At 27.3% G+C, this 17867-nt stretch carries 9 protein-coding genes and 8 tRNA genes; 3 read left to right on the top strand and 14 right to left on the bottom strand.

Annotated features, from left to right (window positions below; genetic code table 4):
* Positions 1 to 81 precede the first annotated feature (81 nt).
* The 10 genes from JXZ90_RS01420 to JXZ90_RS01375 form a co-directional block, all read right to left on the bottom strand.
* Complete coding sequence (locus JXZ90_RS01420; RefSeq protein WP_205848613.1) at positions 82 to 540, bottom strand: flavodoxin domain-containing protein; 459 nt, start codon at positions 538 to 540, stop codon at positions 82 to 84.
* A gap of 240 nt (positions 541 to 780) precedes the next feature.
* Positions 781 to 3162, bottom strand: a complete 2382-nt coding sequence (locus JXZ90_RS01415) for a phosphoketolase (RefSeq protein WP_205848612.1) — start codon at positions 3160 to 3162, stop codon at positions 781 to 783.
* Positions 3163 to 3342: 180 nt separating this feature from the next.
* A tRNA-Phe gene (locus tag JXZ90_RS01410) sits at positions 3343 to 3418 on the bottom strand.
* A 1-nt stretch (position 3419) separates the two neighbouring features.
* Positions 3420 to 3496: transfer RNA gene (locus JXZ90_RS01405), tRNA-Asp, on the bottom strand.
* 4 nt (positions 3497 to 3500) lie between these two features.
* Positions 3501 to 3577: transfer RNA gene (locus JXZ90_RS01400), tRNA-Met, on the bottom strand.
* Between the two features lie 45 nt (positions 3578 to 3622).
* A tRNA-Ser gene (locus tag JXZ90_RS01395) sits at positions 3623 to 3715 on the bottom strand.
* Between the two features lies 1 nt (position 3716).
* Positions 3717 to 3792 (bottom strand) — tRNA-Ile (locus tag JXZ90_RS01390).
* 27 nt (positions 3793 to 3819) lie between these two features.
* Positions 3820 to 3896: transfer RNA gene (locus tag JXZ90_RS01385), tRNA-Met, on the bottom strand.
* Between the two features lie 5 nt (positions 3897 to 3901).
* Positions 3902 to 3978: transfer RNA gene (locus tag JXZ90_RS01380), tRNA-Ala, on the bottom strand.
* A 1-nt stretch (position 3979) separates the two neighbouring features.
* Positions 3980 to 4056 (bottom strand) — tRNA-Pro (locus JXZ90_RS01375).
* Between the two features lie 193 nt (positions 4057 to 4249).
* On the opposite strand from JXZ90_RS01375, the gene JXZ90_RS01370 reads away from it, so the two are divergent.
* Positions 4250 to 5863: an MATE family efflux transporter gene (locus JXZ90_RS01370; RefSeq protein WP_205848611.1), complete on the top strand. Its 1614-nt coding sequence runs from the start codon at positions 4250 to 4252 to the stop codon at positions 5861 to 5863.
* A gap of 14 nt (positions 5864 to 5877) precedes the next feature.
* Here the strand turns inward: JXZ90_RS01370 and JXZ90_RS01365 are convergent, their stop codons facing one another.
* The 3 genes from JXZ90_RS01365 to tuf form a co-directional block, all read right to left on the bottom strand.
* On the bottom strand, positions 5878 to 6867 hold the full coding sequence (locus JXZ90_RS01365) for a hypothetical protein (protein ID WP_205848610.1): 990 nt from the start codon (positions 6865 to 6867) through the stop codon (positions 5878 to 5880).
* Positions 6860 to 8233: a M17 family metallopeptidase gene (locus tag JXZ90_RS01360; RefSeq protein WP_205848609.1), complete on the bottom strand. Its 1374-nt coding sequence runs from the start codon at positions 8231 to 8233 to the stop codon at positions 6860 to 6862. The genes JXZ90_RS01365 and JXZ90_RS01360 overlap by 8 nt, the downstream gene beginning before the upstream one ends.
* A gap of 124 nt (positions 8234 to 8357) precedes the next feature.
* On the bottom strand, positions 8358 to 9551 hold the full coding sequence (gene tuf / locus JXZ90_RS01355; RefSeq protein WP_205848608.1) for an elongation factor Tu: 1194 nt from the start codon (positions 9549 to 9551) through the stop codon (positions 8358 to 8360).
* Positions 9552 to 9971: 420 nt separating this feature from the next.
* On the opposite strand from tuf, the gene JXZ90_RS01350 reads away from it, so the two are divergent.
* Positions 9972 to 15983 carry a hypothetical protein gene (locus JXZ90_RS01350; protein WP_205848607.1) on the top strand — a complete coding sequence of 2004 codons (6012 nt, stop codon included), beginning with the start codon at positions 9972 to 9974 and terminating at the stop codon, positions 15981 to 15983.
* A 110-nt stretch (positions 15984 to 16093) separates the two neighbouring features.
* Positions 16094 to 17017 (top strand): alpha/beta fold hydrolase, encoded by a 924-nt coding sequence (locus tag JXZ90_RS01345; protein WP_205848606.1) that lies wholly within the window; start codon positions 16094 to 16096, stop codon positions 17015 to 17017.
* Positions 17018 to 17032: 15 nt separating this feature from the next.
* Here JXZ90_RS01345 and JXZ90_RS01340 read toward each other — a convergent pair whose 3' ends face one another.
* Complete coding sequence (locus JXZ90_RS01340; protein ID WP_205848605.1) at positions 17033 to 17302, bottom strand: HPr family phosphocarrier protein; 270 nt, start codon at positions 17300 to 17302, stop codon at positions 17033 to 17035.
* Between the last annotated feature and the right edge of the window lie 565 nt (positions 17303 to 17867).

The raw sequence follows: 17867 nt of genomic DNA, 5'->3' as shown, positions 1-17867 counted from the left end.
ACTTTTTTATAAATGTAGAGTTCATAAATCCTAAAAAGCAAGGGTTAATTATTAAATATATTTTTTAATTTATAAAAAAAACTAATATTTTTTCATTAGTTTTTTGATTTTGATTAAAACTTTAAAACAATCTTTTTCATTTGGATGACTTTTACCGATTCCACCCATTTTTTTTATAAAACCATTTGTATCATGTCCCCTACAATAACATGATCCAATATATTTTGCGTTTTTTTTAATTAATTTTTTTCCTAGTGAAGCAACATAATCTTTATATCTTAGTCCGCATGTATAAAAAAGAATTATTTTTTTGTCTATCAAGTCAGTATCATTAATGTATTTTACAATTGATTGATGCATAGACCCGTGATAAATTCCGGATGCAAAAATTATATATTCACTATTAGATAAATCACAATATTTGGTTTTTGTAATATCTAATACATTAATCTCATCGTTTAAATTATTTTTAATATAATCAACAACTTTTTTAGTGTTGTTATGGTGAATTGATGCGTACAACAACGTGACTTTACTCATTTTACTATCTACCTAAATAGGATGTTTATAAAATTATACTATTTTTAATTTCTATATTACTTGACATTTACAATATATTTAAAACAAAATTAAACGTTTTTGTTTTAAATATTTTTCTAGATCTTTAATTTATAAAATTCTATGAATATTTTTAAAAATACAAAATTAAATTTTTTTATTTTTAACTATTTAGTAGTTTTTTTGGACAAAAAACCTAGTCTTTTAAACTAGGTTGCTTAATTATTTAAGTTTCTTTCATTCTCAGTTTTTAACTTCAGGAATATCTGTACCATATTCACGAATGTATTCGTTATGATATTTAATTTTACCTTGCATTTCTTCTTCAAATTGTTTTGATTCAATATGCTTAATAGTTTGTAAGGCTCCTATTGCAATATGGAAACGATCCATATGGCTTAAATATCTTATATCAAAAGTGGTTGTAATATCTCCTTCTTCGCGGTATCCAAATGTTTTCAAATTATGATTATGTCTTTCAAAGAAAATATCTCTTAAAATGCCTTCAAAACCATGGAATGCGAACACGATAGGTTTATCTTTTGTGAATATTTTGTCAAATTCTTCATCTGTTAAACCTCTTTCATGGTGATAAGGATGTCTTAATCTTAGTAAATCAAGAACATTAACAAATCTAATTTTAATTTCAGGAAAATGTTCATTAATTATTGAAATAGCTGCAAGTGTTTCTAGATTTGGTTCTGTACCTGCTGCTGCGAAAACAATATCAGGTTCTTCACCATCTTTGGTATTTGATGCTCAATCAATAATCTTTACACCTTTTTCAACAAGTTCAGCAGATTCTTTAATTGTGAAGAACTGTTTACGAGGCTGTTTTGAAGCAACTATTAAGTTAATTAAGTTTCTTTCTGTTAAGCATTTATTCATTGTAGCTAGTAAAGTGTTTGTGTCTGCTGGGAAATATTCTCTAATTATTTCAGGTCTTTTATCAGCTAAGTGTGAAATAATACCTGGGTCTTGGTGTGTGTAACCATTATGGTCTTGTTGGAAAGCTGTTGAAGTAGCAATAATGTTGAGCGAAGGATAATCTTTTCTTCATGAAACATCATTAGCCTTCTTCATTCATTTCATATGTTGAGTGATCATTGAGTCAACAACTCTTAAGAATGATTCATATGAAGCAAAAATTCCATGGCGTCCTGTTAATACATATCCTTCTAAGAAGCCTTCAGCTTGATGTTCTGATAATTGTGAATCAATTATTCTACCCGCCGGAGATAAAGCCTCGTCTAATTTAACATCTGTTTTTTCTAGTCATTGTCTATTAGTTACTTTAAATAAATTGTATAGACGGTTTGATTTAGTTTCATCTGGTCCAAATACTCTAAAGTTTTCAGGGTTTTTAACAACTACATCTGCTAAGTATGTTCCAAGTTCAACCATATCTTGCGATATTTTTTCACCTGGCGTATTAAATTTTAGAGCAAAGTCTTTTCAAGAAGAAAGTGTTAAGTTCTTAGGGTTAATTCCTCCATTTGTTATTGGGTTCATTGACATTCTTTTATTTCCTTTAGGAGATATTTCTTTTATTTCTTTTAAAAGTTTTCCTTCTTTGTCAAAAAGTTCATTAGGTTTATATGAAAGTAATCATTTTTCTAATTCCTTAACATGTTCCATTTTTTCAGCACTTATTGGAAGAGGGACTTGGTGTGCTCTAAAACTACCTTCAATTTGTTCACCATTTCATTGTTCTGGTCCAGTCCATCCTTTAGGTGTTCTAACAATTAACATTGGTCATATTGGTCTTTTTGCTTCATTTGCGGGTTTCTTTCTAGAATTTTCTTGAATTTTAAGAATTTTTTCAATAGCATAATCTAGTTTTGTAGCCATTAATTGATGCATATCTATCTTTGCAGAATATTCTACAAAAATTGGTTCATATCCAAGACCACTAAAATATTGTGTTAATTCTTCATTTGATTTTCTGCTAAGAATTGTTGGATTTGAAATTTTTCCACCATTTAAGTGCAAAATAGGTAAAACAGCACCATCATTTACTGGGTTGATAAAAGAATTTGAAAATCAGCTAGCTGCAAGAGGACCTGTTTCAGCTTCCCCATCTCCTATAACTGTAGCTGCAATTTGATCAGGGTTATCAAGTATAAAACCTGTTGCGTGAGATAGTGAGTATCCTAGTTCTCCACCTTCATGAATTGAACCCGGTGTCTCGGGAGCAGCATGACTAGCAGTTCCTCCGGGGAATGAAAAGTGTTTACATAAATATTTAATACCTTCAAGATCTTGTGTTACATGTGGGAATAATTCTGTATAACTTCCATCAAGGTATGAATTAGATGTCATGACTTGACCTCCATGTCCAGGACCCTCAATGTATAACATATTTAAATCATATTTATTAATTGCTCTATTTAAATGTGCATAAATAAAATTTTGTCCAGGTATTGTACCTCAATGCCCTATTGGATAAACTTTAACATCATCTGATGTTAGAGGTCTTGTAACTAAAGGGTTATTTCTCAAATAAATTTGAGCGGCTGAAAGAAAATTGGCTGCTCTAAATCAAGCATCAACTTTGTTTAAATATTCTGTTGTATCGTACTTTGTTTGTTTGTTTTTATTCATTTTTTCTCCTTTAATATTCTTTTGTTAAAAATAAATTAACATTAGTTCTAACAAAAAGATATTCCCTAATAGGAATTATTATTATAGTGTATTTAATTTAAAAAAGTACATATATTAAGTAATATTGCATTTTATCTCCAAGATATGAAAAAAAACGCCTAGATGGCGATTTTCATCATATGGTGGCTCCGGCAGGAATCGAACCAGCGACACACGGAGCTTCAGTCCGTTGCTCTACCAACTGAGCTACAGAGCCATGGCGGTCCAGACGGGAATTGAACCCGCGATCTCCTCCGTGACAGGGAGGCGTATTAAACCACTTTACCACTGGACCATATTGGTGGCGGAGGTTGGACTTGAACCAACGACCTCAGGGTTATGAGCCCTGCGAGATGCCTAACTTCTCCACTCCGCGATATTGAGTTTAAAATTGGTGCTTTTCAAGAAATAGAAAAGCGAATGGCGGGTGATGAGGGATTTGAACCCCCGCGGGCCGTGAAGCCCCTGACGGTTTTCAAGACCGTTCCCTTCAGCCAGACTTGGGTAATCACCCGTGGTGGACCTAACAGGATTCGAACCTGTAGCCAACCGGTTATGAGCCGGTTGCTCTAACCGTTGAGCTATAGGTCCAAGAACAGTTAGATCGTAATTTACATATGGTAGCGTCGAAGAGAGTCGAACTCTTGACCTTCCGGGTATGAACCGGATGCTCTAACCAACTGAGCTACAACGCCATAAATGGTGGAGGATATGGGATTCGAACCCACCACCCCTTGCGTGCAAGGCAAGTGCTCTAGCCAAATGAGCTAATCCCCCGTGGTGAAGAAGACAGGATTTGAACCTGCGACCACTACGTCCCAAACGTAGCGCTCTGCCAAACTGAGCTACTTCTCCGTCAGTTTGTATGAGTGCCTAATGTTATTTTAATGCAAAAAGGCAATTAGAATTATAACATAAAGGAAATTTGTAAAAACACTTTTTCTTATAAATTATTGTGTCTTACAAAATAGATTGTATCATATAAATTTAATTAAATATAAATGTATTTTTGAACATTTTTTTATTTTAAATAAAGTAAAATTTTTTTATGACTAAAAAGCAAAAAGTATTTAAAGATTTTTTTGGAGTTTATAAATATAAATTGCTACTAAAACAAGCCATTATTTTATTTTTGCAAACATTAGCTTTAAGTCTAGTTTCCCTGGGGACATCATTAGTTTTAACTTTTTATAATAGAGTATGACACATTGATAATTCTTATAACGGAATGTATTTTTATTCAATATCTAAAGTATATACAACATATAGAATAATTTTATTTACACCAATGATATATCAACTAGGAGTATTAATTATTGCTTCAAATTTATATGGGAAAAATAAGTTAAAAGAAATTGCGATTTTATTACGCAGTACAATATATATTTCTTTAATTATTAATGCTTTATTTTTTAGTATGATGTTCTTTATTATTCCGTATATGTTGAGCGCATCGGGAGTGCGTAATCAACCTATTTATACATGAAATAGTCAAAATGATTTAAATATTTATTTCGATAATCTTAAGGTTGCTAAGCAAAATAATTTAGGGTTGGATAAATTTGATCCACTACTCTTAAATGGTGGAACTATAAATGGCATAAAGTTTAATAATTCTAATGCTTTTAAAGCAATTGTTAATGAATCTAGATTTATTATTCTCTTTACAAGAGTCGCAGGTATAGAACTATTTATATTCTCAATTGGACAAGTTCTTTGTGCCTCATTGCAAGCTACTAATAAGTCTATTTATTCAACAATCGCCTATTCATTAGGTTTATTATTTAGACTTTTCTGAACTTCTATAATTGTATTTGGAATTAGAAATTCCAATCCATTAGCATTAGCTTTTGAAGGTATCATCGGTTCAACTATTCAACTTTTACTAGCATTAATATTTGCTTATATATTTATTTTTAAGAAAGAAGAAAATCATCTTCGCATTTTAAAAGAAAATATTAATTTTAAATTTATTAGGAAAGTTTTATTACTAGGTTTTCCAATTGCTCTTGAAACAGGGGTTTGATTTATAATGCAATTTTTATTAGGAAGAGTTATCCCATCTTCTAATTTGAGTGATAAATATATAGGTCTATACAAAGTTATTGGAAGTGTATTTGGAATTATTGAATCATTTATTTTTGGAATAAGTTATGTAACAAGTTCTGAAATTGCAAAGGAATTAGGTAAGAATAATATCGAAGAAGCTAAACTTGTTGAAAGATCATTATTTAAATTAGCTATTTATGGACAAATTATTTTTGGAATTATTGGAATTATTCTAACTTATCCTTTATTAAAAATTTTCGCAATCGATACTCAGACAATTAATAAATATGGCTATTGGCTAATGTTGATTGTGTCTTTAATAATAATTACTGATACAGGAAATATGGTTACACTAAGAGCATTATGGGGCGCGAATATTGTTTGACTTCCTGTTTTAGTAAGTGTTATCTCTATGATAGGTTTACAAATAGGCGCAACCTCACTTTTGCAATATTCATGATTAAATAATCACATAGATGTTTCTAGTGATTTATATTTCTTTATGTTCTATTTATCAACAATGGTTGATCCTATAACAAGAACAATTACATATAAGCTAATTTGAAATAGCAAAATAAAAAAGGGAAAAATTATTTCCCGTAATTATTTATAGTTTGCCTTGTTTAGTTATTTAAAATGTAAATTATAACCTAATTTCAACACTATAGGCTTAGTTAGTTTAAAGCTTCTTATTTCATTATAGTCATAGAACATGTATGATAGATCAAAAGTGCCATCACCATTAATTTCGAAAAGCAATTTCGAACCAATTGGGTATTTTTCAAGTTGGTTGTGTTCTGGCATTTTAACATCTAGCATTTTTAATATTGGAGCAATGCTAACATCATGACCAACTAATAAAGTTAGGTCTTCAACCTTTGTTAATTCATCTTTTAAAAAGTGATATATGTTTTCCTCACTATTTACTAATACATCTTTATTTGTTCAAAGTAGATCAATAACTCTATCCTTGGTTTTTGAAATAAGTTTTAAATCTTCAATAAAATTATTAGATTGAAATATTTTATTTTGATCAACTCCATCATAATATTTAGATTGTAACAAATCTGAAAATGATGATGTCCAAAATAGTGGGCCCTCAGTATTTAATCAGTCATTTTTTTCATTATGAGAAACATTATTTTTTATATTTAAATAATTTGAATTTTCAATGTTGAATAAGTCAATAATTTTTTGGTAAGCACTTTTAGATTCTTTATCTAAAACATTGAGTAAATTAAAATCTATGTTAGTGATGTCACTAAGTTTAATATCAAATCTATTTTCATGAGTATTTAAATTTGGATCAGTCACAAAAATATCATTATCTTTTTCAGGCTGCATATTTTGAAGTAATGTTTGTGCAGTTTTATATGTTCTATCAATTGAATTAGCTATTGTTTTAATTTTTGTTTGTGAATCAATTTTTAAGAATTCTTTTAAAAATTTTCCAAATTGTTCCTCAATTTTTATTCCTTTTTGGGTTAAAAAGCCATTGCCTAATTTGTCATCTTCTCAATTTACAATGTCTTTATTAAAAATTTTCAATGACTTTGCTCTATCAAAAAAAGTGTATCTTAATCCGTGTCTACTTAATATTAATCTTTTTTTATTCATTAATTGCCTTATTTTTTGAAAAATATAATTTAGCAAATTCAACTAAGGTGTCAACTAATACCCCTTGAGGTTTTAATTGTATGTCAGCTGTTCCTGCTACATCACAATGAATGTATGGGACATTATTAGTAAATTCTTTCAAAAACATTGCTGCGTGGTTTGAATCACATTTACCAGATTCGTTTCAATTTTGTAAATCAGCAACAATAGATTCTTTATTAGTTTTGTTAAATTCTTCGTTTAGAGGCATTCTTCAAATATATTCTTTAGCATTTTTAGAAGCTTTATTGAATATTTCCCAGTTATTTTCATCAGTAGATCACACTCCTGAATATTTAGTTCCAAGCGCTCTTAAAACTGCGCCGGTTAGTGTTGCTACATCAACTAGACATGTTGCATTTAAAACTTTTGCACCATAGTAAAGTCCATCAGCTAAAACCAATCTTCCTTCTGCATCGGTGTCTGTTACTTCAACTGTTATTCCAGACATTGATTCATAAACATTTTCTGGTAGTGAAGCATCTCCATCTTGCCTATTATCAGTTATCATCATAATTATTGAGACGTTTGCTTTTAAGTTTAATTCAGCAATTGATTTTAATGCATAAGCTACAATAACTGAACCTGACATATCATATTTCATTCCTTCCATATGATAACCTTTTGTATTCATCCCACCTGTGTCAAAGGTAATTCCTTTGCCGACATATACTAATTTTTCTTTGCTTTGTGGGTCACCGTTGTATTCTAAAACCACTACTCTAGGTTCATGAGTTGAACCTTTATTCACTGAAAGAATTAATCCCATTTTCAAATCTTCAATTTGCTTTTTATTTAGAATTTTTATATTGACATTTTTAATTTTTTTAAAATCATCTTTTACATATTCAGCAAGCATTTCACTATTGCAGAAATTTTCAGGCATTGCTTGTAAATATCTTGCTCTATTCCTATTATTTGCAATTATTACATATTCATTGAAAGTTTCTTTATATTGATCATTTTTAAACAGTAATTCGTAACTTTGTTTCTTTGCTTTAACGGTTTTTTTGTTAAAAATTTCTCCCTCATAGAATAGTATTTGACTTACAAATGCTTTAAGAATATCTTTATCGTCAAAATCCAATTTTAAGAAGGAATCAAAATCTATTTGATAATCTCTTTCAGAATTAAAAATCGACTTGATTAATTCAACTAAGTCATCATAATTATTTGTATCTTTTGCTGCAAAAATATATGCCTCTTTTTGTTCTACAAATTCAGTTATTTTATTTGCCTTTTTTACAACGTTTTTAAGATTCTTGTTTTCTTTTTCATTAAATAGTTTTAATAAAAAGTTTTCATTTCTGGTTGTTAAATATTCCATATTTCTCCTTGTGCTTATTTTTAATTGTTTAACTATTATATCAATATTGATTTTATATATGTGTATATAAAAAACTAAAAAAATAAGATCTGCATTAACAGACCCTATTATTAGATTAGTAATATTATTTAATAATTTTTGTAACGTTACCGTAACCTACTGTACGTCCACCTTCACGAATTGAGAATTTTGTACCTTCTTCAACAGCGATAGGAGCAATAAGTTTAACTTTTAAGTCAACGTTTTCACCTGGTGTAACCATTTCACGACCAGCTTCAAATTCAATACCACCTGTAACATCTGTTGTACGGAAGTAGAATTGAGGTTTATAGTTTTTGAAGAATGGAGTGTGACGTCCGCCTTCTTCTTTAGTTAATGCATATATTTTTGCTTGGAATTCTGTGTGAGGAACGATTGAACCTGGTTTAGCAAGAACTTGTCCACGTTCAATTTGTGTTCTTTCAATACCTCTAAGTAATAAACCAGCATTATCACCAGCTTGAACTTCTTTAAGGTTTTTACGGAACATTTCCATACCTGTACATACTGTTTTCTTAGTTGCTTTAAGACCAACAATTTCAACTTCTTCGTTTAAGTTTAATCTTCCACGTTCAACACGACCTGTGGCAACTGTACCACGACCTGTGATTGTGAAAACATCTTCAACAGCCATTAAGAATGGTTTGTCAAATTCTTTAACTGGAGTTTCAATGTATGAGTCAACAGCGTTCATTAATTCCATAATTTTTTCTTCGTATTCTGCATTACCTTTTAAAGCTTCAGCGGCTGAACCACGGATAACTGGTGTGTTATCTCCGTCGAAACCGTATTTTGAAAGTAATTCACGTACTTCCATTTCAACTAATTCGATCATTTCTTGTTCTTCTGCACCTTTAAGCATATCGCATTTGTTTAAGAAAACTACCATACGTGGTACACCTACTTGTTTAGAAAGTAGAATGTGTTCACGTGTTTGAGGCATAGCTCCATCTGTTGCAGCAACAACTAGTATTGCTCCATCCATTTGTGCAGCACCTGTAATCATGTTTTTGATATAGTCAGCGTGACCTGGACAGTCAACGTGTGCATAGTGACGTTTTTCTGTTTCGTATTCAATGTGTGATGTATTAATTGTAATACCACGAGCCTTTTCTTCTGGTGCAGCATCGATAGATGCGTAATCACGAGCTTCTGCTAAACCTTTTTTAGCTAGAACTGTAGCGATTGCAGCAGTTAATGTTGTTTTACCGTGGTCAACGTGACCGATTGTACCGATGTTTACGTGTTCTTTTGCACGGTTAAAATCTTGTTTTGCCATATTTTATCCTTTCATAAATTTAATTTTAATAAATATTGTTTTTAGCGCTAAAACCAACCTTAGTGCGATCTTTCAGTCGCATCCTATCCATCAAATTTACTATTTAATTAAACTTATGTATTTAATAAATAGCATTTTATATTTTAGCAAAGAAGTTAAAAAGCGAAGCACATTTTTAATTTACAAGTGTCAATATTTTTAAATTCTTTGATCGAAATAGTTTTTAGTATCTTAAAAACAATTTTATCAATGATAACACACATAATATTTAATTGGTTATATATTAATTGTAATGTTAATTATAATAATATAATATATTTAAATATTAATATTAATTCTTAAATTTTTAGTATTAAAAAATGCATCTAAAAATAGGAATAATATAGTTTGTATTAAATGAGAAAGTTGATTGGTATTATTATGAAGAAAAGAAAAATTTTATTGTCGTCGTTATTGTCAATTACATCCTTACCTTTAGCAGCCGTAAGTTGCAATGAAAAGTTCCCATCATTAAATGAGATTAATCATGCTAAAAAAATTGTAAATATTTTTGCTAATGATTCTTCAGTTAATTTTATCGGTGAAGCTGCATTAAAACAAACTGATGATGTTGAAAAAACAGATTTTAAGTTCAATAATGCAGGCGAATCTTTTGATAAAGAAAGATATGTTTTTGAAATTTCTAAAATTACTAAAAAGGAAACTTCAATTGATATTACATATTATTTACTGGATAAAAAGACCGGGGCTAAAAGTGATTTTATCAATAAAACAATTAGTGGTTTTATGAAAAATCCAAATTCAGAAAGCCACGAAATTAATGATGAATTAATATTGTGTTTATCAAGAGCCAATATTGATATTGATGTTTCTAAAGTCCCTTTTAAAAAAGCCAAGGATTATTTAATTACAACTAATGAAAATTTTTTCAAACTTAATGAAGTAAAAGTTGGAGATTTAAAAAACTCTAATTTTGAATATAGTTTAGCTGAGACAACCCCATTTGAAATTGGTGATTTTTCAAATTCATTAATAATAAAATATTTTGTTCGCAGTAAAAAAGATCATTCTATTAAATCTCAAGTTATAACAACTAAAGTTTGGGGCTTCAAGATGGAGCAAGATAAACTAGATGATCTTGTTAAAAAGGTAGTAGTTGAACCTAATGGTGATAAAGCTTATAATGCTACTACATTAAAAAGCAAAATTGAGGAAATTACTGCATTTAATAAAGCTAATCCAACAAATAAAAAGGAATATAGCTGTCTTAAAGTTAAGAATTTTGACTCTTCTTTATTAGAATTTTCTATTGAAAATGTAAAAATAAAATCTTCAAGTAAAAATACAAGAATTTTGGAGTTAACTATAAAAATTAATCAAGCTAGAGGTAACAAAGAAGCATTTGCTATTTCTACTAAAACAATAGAGCCAACAATTAGAGAGCAATCAAATAAAGAAATTATAAAAAGAATAGCTAATTCATTAACGCTTGAATTTCTCAAAAATAAAGATTCTAAGGAAATAAAGGAAAATTGAGATGCTTATAAAAGCTCAAATTCTAATTCATCTAAAACATATGATTTTGTTTATGATAATTCATCATCAACATATAAGACATCTTGAAAAGGAATATTAAATGTAAGTATTAAAAAAGAAAAAATAAATGAAATATTAAAGAATGCTTGAAACGACACAAGTATTATAAGTCAAGATGAAAAGAAAAATTGAGACAATAATTTAGATAAATATATTCAAAACAACAATAATATTTTAGAAAAAATTACTATTAAATATTCATCAATGATTTTTGATTTATCCTCCGTTGATGTTGAAATAAGACTATTAGATAAAGAATATCCTGGTGATGTTAACATTAAAAAAGTTGTAACAGTTCCCACTTATCATCCAAGCATTAAGGAATGAAAAACTAAAATTGAAGAAATTAAGAGCGATATCGAAAGTAATATAAAAATTAATTGAAATTCTAAAGTTCAATTTAACGATCCTAATGATTCTAAAAGAATTAGTAATTTTGATGCTAATGAATTGAAGCTATCAAATAATTTAATAGAAAATAATGGCATTGCTATAAAGAATTCAATTTTTGATCAAAATGATATAGATATAGAATATGATTTTTTAGAATTTAATAGTTCTTCCTTTAGTGTTGAAGATGCTTTAATAAATGGTAAGGCTTATTTGAAAGTAACCATTTCACCAAAGGGTAAATATTCACTTCCTGATTTAAAACCTGAGACATTTTTAGTGGAAATTAAAACCCATAAAAGTCATTTAGAGATACAAAGTGAACGTCAAAATAAACAATTTAAAGTTAAAAGAACATATGAAGCTTTAGATGTTCTTGAAGAATTACAAGACGGTGCAATCTTATCTGTTGATAATAATTTTAATATTAAGAAAGAATATGGAAGTGATGTTATCTTATTTGATACAGATTATTCATATTCTAGTGGTGTAGTATTTTATTCGGATAAAAATGATACTAATTCTATTAACCAAGTTAAGTTAATTAAGAAATTAAATGCACAAAATAAGTATGAATATGGACTTAAATATTTTGTTGGGTATCACTATAATATGAGTGGTTTAAACTTGATTGATTATAAAGAAAGTGAAACAGTATATAAAGATAATATTATTGACTTGTGAAATTGAGAACAGCTAAATAAAGAAGCTGAAAAATTAAAAAACAATTTTAGAAGTAAAAATACAACACACAATGTGAAACTTACAGAATTTAATCCAGACGATATAAAATTCTATGAACCTTCTAGTGGAATCCCTAAGGGATTAACTGTAAAAATTGATAGAAAAGTTAAAGATTATAGCCAAAATGGTATTCAAGTTGATTTTTGATTAGATGCTATTGATGATAATGGCAAGCATAGAAAATCTGATAACGCTATTAAAGGTTTTTATAAATGAGATGGAAAAAAAGATATTTTAGAAGAGTTGATTAATGAATCAAATTACAATTATTATCATAAAATTCAATCTAATATTTCTCAATTAAAGAAACCTTCTGAAATGAAAGATTCAGATTTCGAATTTAAGGCAAATCACTATAATTCTCATATTATTGATCCTTTGGTAAATAATCCAAATTATAAGGTTTCAATATCAAAATTATTATCTCAAGATAATGATATTTTAGGTGTTACAGCTGTTAAAGTTAAAATTACTTTAGGTGATAAATCTAAAGGAGATATTACTAAAGAAGTTGAAAAAGAGTATAGAGTTGATAAACTAAAATCTTATACTCTTGAAGAAATAGCTGAGTTTATTGATTTACAATCAACAAACTCAACATCTAATTTAAACACCATTGCTAAAGATGCTAAATATGGTAGTTCAAACAATTTCAATGTTATTTTTAAAAAACAAAACATTGGTTCAATAGATAATTTCATTCAATCATCTCTTAATTTTGATAGTAATGATTTTAATACCTTAGCAACTGATTCATTAAGCAATGCTAATGGTATAGCAATAATTACATATAAGTTTTCTAAAATAGACAATATTTCAATCAAAAAAGAAAAGAATAAAACTTTATCTGGTTTTAGAATTTTTGATAGAAATCAATATCTAAATTCAATAATAAAGAATATTAGAACAAATAAGAACTTAACAGTTTCTAATCACATTTCTTATTCGTGAAAAAATAATCTTATTGAGGATGATAATTTAGTTAACTCTAATAACATTCAAAAATATAGAGATTATATAGATCAAAACATTAAATTTGATTTGATATTTGGCAATAATCAAAATGAAGAAAAATTCAATAAAATAGTTGGGAAAGCTGAATTAAAAGTTTCATTCAAAGACACTAGTGATAATAAATTATTTAATTTATCTAACTTTAAAGTGGATGAGTCTTTAGTCAATGAATTAAAGATAAGTGTTGATTACACCGGCAGCATTTCAGGAGTAACAAAATCTAATATTGTAGCAGACAGTGTGCACAATGAAATAGATTCTTTAAATAAGAGCGATTTTGATGTATATGATGATGAAGGAATTATTAAGTCTGCATATAATATAATTTCAAATGATAAAGATAATATTAAGTATAAGTTAGAATTAATTAATAAAAGAGATGGACAAGATATAGTATCAAATATTGAAACTCGTTCAGGAATACTTTCATATAAATTATCATTAATTGTAAATAAGTTTGATGAAACATCATCTTCTATAAAATCAAATATTTTTGAAGTTAAAACAGGTAAAATAGATGGTTTCAAACTTATTGATTTGGATGATTTAGAAAAATACATTGCAAGTAATAACTTCACTTTAAATTACAACTATACTAATTTTAATGAAATGTACTCAGCAGAATATTTTAAATACACAACTAATGTGAATAATATTATTTACAAAAACAACACTACATCTAAATTATTAACAAGCATCAGTGATTTGTTTTATGAGGAATCACAAACAAAAGCTATTGTATACAATGATGTAACTTCAAATCTTTTAGATGGAGAATTAAATATTGGCAATACATTATTTAATATCAAATTAGTTAATTTAAGTGGAAATACAATTAAGCATGTTCTTACTAAAAATACTAAAACATATATTAAAGGTTTTAAAAAGATTAGTTTAAATGCTTTAGCTGAGGAAATTACATATTCATTAGCATTAAAAAATCCAGAAAACTTTTATCCTGAAAGTATTAATGTTTTAAATAATTCAATAAAAGTTAGTTTGAAAGGTGTAATTGATTTTGACAAACATTGCCCTAATTTAGTTCACAATTTTATTCAAAACACTACAACTACTAAAGATGAATTAGATAATACATTAAGATTCAAAATTAGACTCACTCATTCTAATAATGGTTCAGTCGAAAAAGAATTTACTATAAAAAATTTATGCAAACCAAGACCTAAAATAAATATTGATGATTTTGTTTCTAAAATGAAGATTGATTATTTTGAAAAACAAAAAACAGAATCACAATACGCTTCTGAAAATTCAATTATAATAACTCCTAAAAGCAATTTAGGAACTCAAAATTGACCTCTTCCTGAATGATATAATTTAGCATACGAGATTATTAAAAGAGACAATGATGGTGGAAAAATAACTATAAAGGTATTTCTTTTATATAAAGATATTTTAGTTGGTCAAAAACAAGTAGACATTAATGGGTTCGCAACTTCACAAGTTAATACAAATTTTGAGTTAATAAACACAAATAAAAAACCAAGCGAAATAGAAGCCTTCGTCAAAAATTCTGGTAATAATCCATTTGATAAAATAAAACTTAAAAAGTATGAAGAAACAATTAATCCAGAAGTAAAATTTGATTCTCAAAATAACAAATATTATTTCGATAGTAATAATATTAAATATTTTATATCTATTGAAGTAGTTTTGGCAGACGATAATAAAAACTTAATAATATTTAAAGCTGATATATATGAACATAATCAAGTAATTACACCACATCATTCTTATGCATATTTTGAATTTAATACAAATGATAATAAGGTATCTAAAGAATTTTCGATATCTTTAACCGGCGAATCTAATAAATATTATGCTGAAGAATATGAGTATAAAAAACCACTTTCAAGTGTTAGTGAACCTTTCTTTGAAATTCTATCTCTTGATCCAAAAATTGAAATAGTCAACGTTTACAATATAACTTCTTATTTTGAATGAAATAATATTTATATAACGAATAAATCTTTAGTACTTAACGTTTTGTATAAGGAAATACAAAATTCTAAGATAAGGTCAAAAATTGTGAAATATGAAAACAATAAAGCTTTTAAGCACTTTGATTACAACGATATTATTAACAATAAATTTAAAGTAAAAGTAAAAGATAGCAAAAAACAAGAATCTAAAACTTTACTTGAAAGACATATAACTGATGATTTTTTTGAAGCTTCACAAGATCCTAGTATTCCAAATTGAATTAAACCTGTTTATAGAATTGAAAGACAAGATGGAAAAATTTTCATAATTAAAGAATTAAAAAATAAAGAAGAAACAATAACTTATAAGACATCTAGAGAAGAATATAAAGAAATTCTACATTATGAAGACTTTAAAAATAGTTTCGTTGCTAAGAAATGAGATAATTTATTTATCACTTGAAAATATGACAAAGATGAATACTTAAAAGATTTTCAAAAATGAATTAAGGGTGAAAGTTCTACTAGAAAATTTAGATGAAAAAACAATAAAATCGAATATTTTTGAGGTCTTGCGTGATACACATATCTAGATATAGAAACTATGGGTAATTTGTTAAATGAAGAAATAATTAAAATAACTGAATGTAAAAAGATCGGTAAGCATCAACTTTCTTTAACATTTGCATTAATATTAAATAACGGCAATACATATTCAAAAAAATTGACTATAATTACAAAACACTAAAAATAATAATTTTCATCGTTAATTAAAATTAGAAACAATTTGTTTCTTTTTTTAATATTTATCTTATATTAATAATATAAAGATAATACTATATGAATGAGGGGTGCTTTATGAAAGAGTTTTTTATTAATTCAAGTATAGATAACCAAAAGCTATTTTGTGTTGACTTTTCTGAAAAAGTAACTAAACCTAGATTTGTTGTGCAGTTAATCCACGGTATGCAAGAGCATATTAAAAGATATGAAACTTTTGCTAATTTTTTAACTAATAATGGTATAAAAGTAATAGGAATGGATACTAGAGGCCATGGAGAAACAGGTAGATTAATGAAATTTATGGGCCACTTAAGCGATGAAAATGGCAATGAAAAAGTTGTTGAAGATGTTAATGATTTAAATAAATATATTAAGACTAATTTTAAGGATGCTAAGGTCATAATATTAGGACATAGTATGGGTTCATTAATTCTTAGAAATTATATTAATAAGTATTCAGAAAATATCGATGGAGCTATAGTTTGTGGCTCAACTGGTTTAGCTGACATAAATGTAAATTTAGGTTACTTATTAGCAAAGCATTATGTTAGAAGATATGGTAAGAGAGGTAAAAGTCCGTTCTTAAATGTATTGCCATTTAAAAATAATAATAAATATATAAAAGAGCCAAAAACAGTTTTTGATTGATTAACTAGAGATGAAAGTATTTCGTTAGCTTATAAGAAAGATTCAAAATGCGGGTTTTTATGTACAAATCAATTCTATATAGACTTATTAAAATTGGTTAAAAACATGTCAAAAAAGAAAAATTTATTAGATGTTAAAAATAAAAAACTTCCTATTTACTTTATAAGTGGAGAAATGGACCCTGTTGGTAAGTATGGCAAAGGAGTGAAAAAAAGTGTAGATTTTTATCATAAAGCTAAATTTGAAAATATAAGTTTATCTCTTTATCCTGAAATGAGACATGAAATTTTAAATGAAATAGATAAAGAAGTTGTTTATAATGATATATTAGAGTTTGTAAAAAAAATATAGGCCAAACCTATATTTTTATATTAGATTATTTTTTTTAAAAATGTCTTCAAGTGTAGCTATAGCTTCTTCTTCATCAATACCATTAGCTTCGACTGTTATAATATCGCCATTGTGAATATCAAGAGCCATTACATTCATAATTGATTTTAAGTTACCAACAGATTCTTTAGTGTTTGTTTTAATAAAAATGTCGCTCCTAAATTTGTAAGCTGCTGCACTTACAATACTTGCTGGTCCTGCATGAAGACCAATATTGTCTATAATTTTAGCAGTAAAACTTTTCATGTTCCTCCATATGTTAGTTATTCTTTTGATCTTAAATTAATACCATTATAGCAAAATTAATTATGTAAAGATATTTAATAATAGATAATATTAGAAATGTGAAAAACTTTACATAAAATGTACCAATTTAGTCATTTTATAGTTAATTATGAATATTATTTGCTAAGTGCTAAAACCTATGTATAAAAGTTAGTTAATCTATATATTTATTATTTAATATTTTCTTTGTTTATTGGAAAATTAGACAATTTATATTTTAGTTATATGTATAAATTTACAAATTAGCTTATAAATTAGACAATTAAGTATTTAATATTGTTGATTATATATACATATAAAACTTTTTTAAGAGTATATTTTAAAATATATTTTAGTTGTTTTTTTTACTAAAAACTTGTCTTTTAAAAGATTTATTTGCAAAGTTTTAAATATGTTTAAATTTATATTGATTTTGATAATTATTGTACTTTGGCATAAGATATATTCTTGTTTATTTAAATTTCGAAAAATTATGTGAAAATCGCTTGTCTAAAAAGAACTTGATTTTCAAGTGTGCTATAATTCA

This window comes from Mycoplasma sp. Mirounga ES2805-ORL (genome assembly GCF_017084445.1).
Classification (GTDB): domain Bacteria; phylum Bacillota_I; class Bacilli_A; order Mycoplasmatales; family Metamycoplasmataceae; genus Mycoplasmopsis.
The sequence above is the reverse complement of the archived record's forward strand: the minus strand, read 5'-3'. Positions and strand labels throughout refer to the sequence as shown.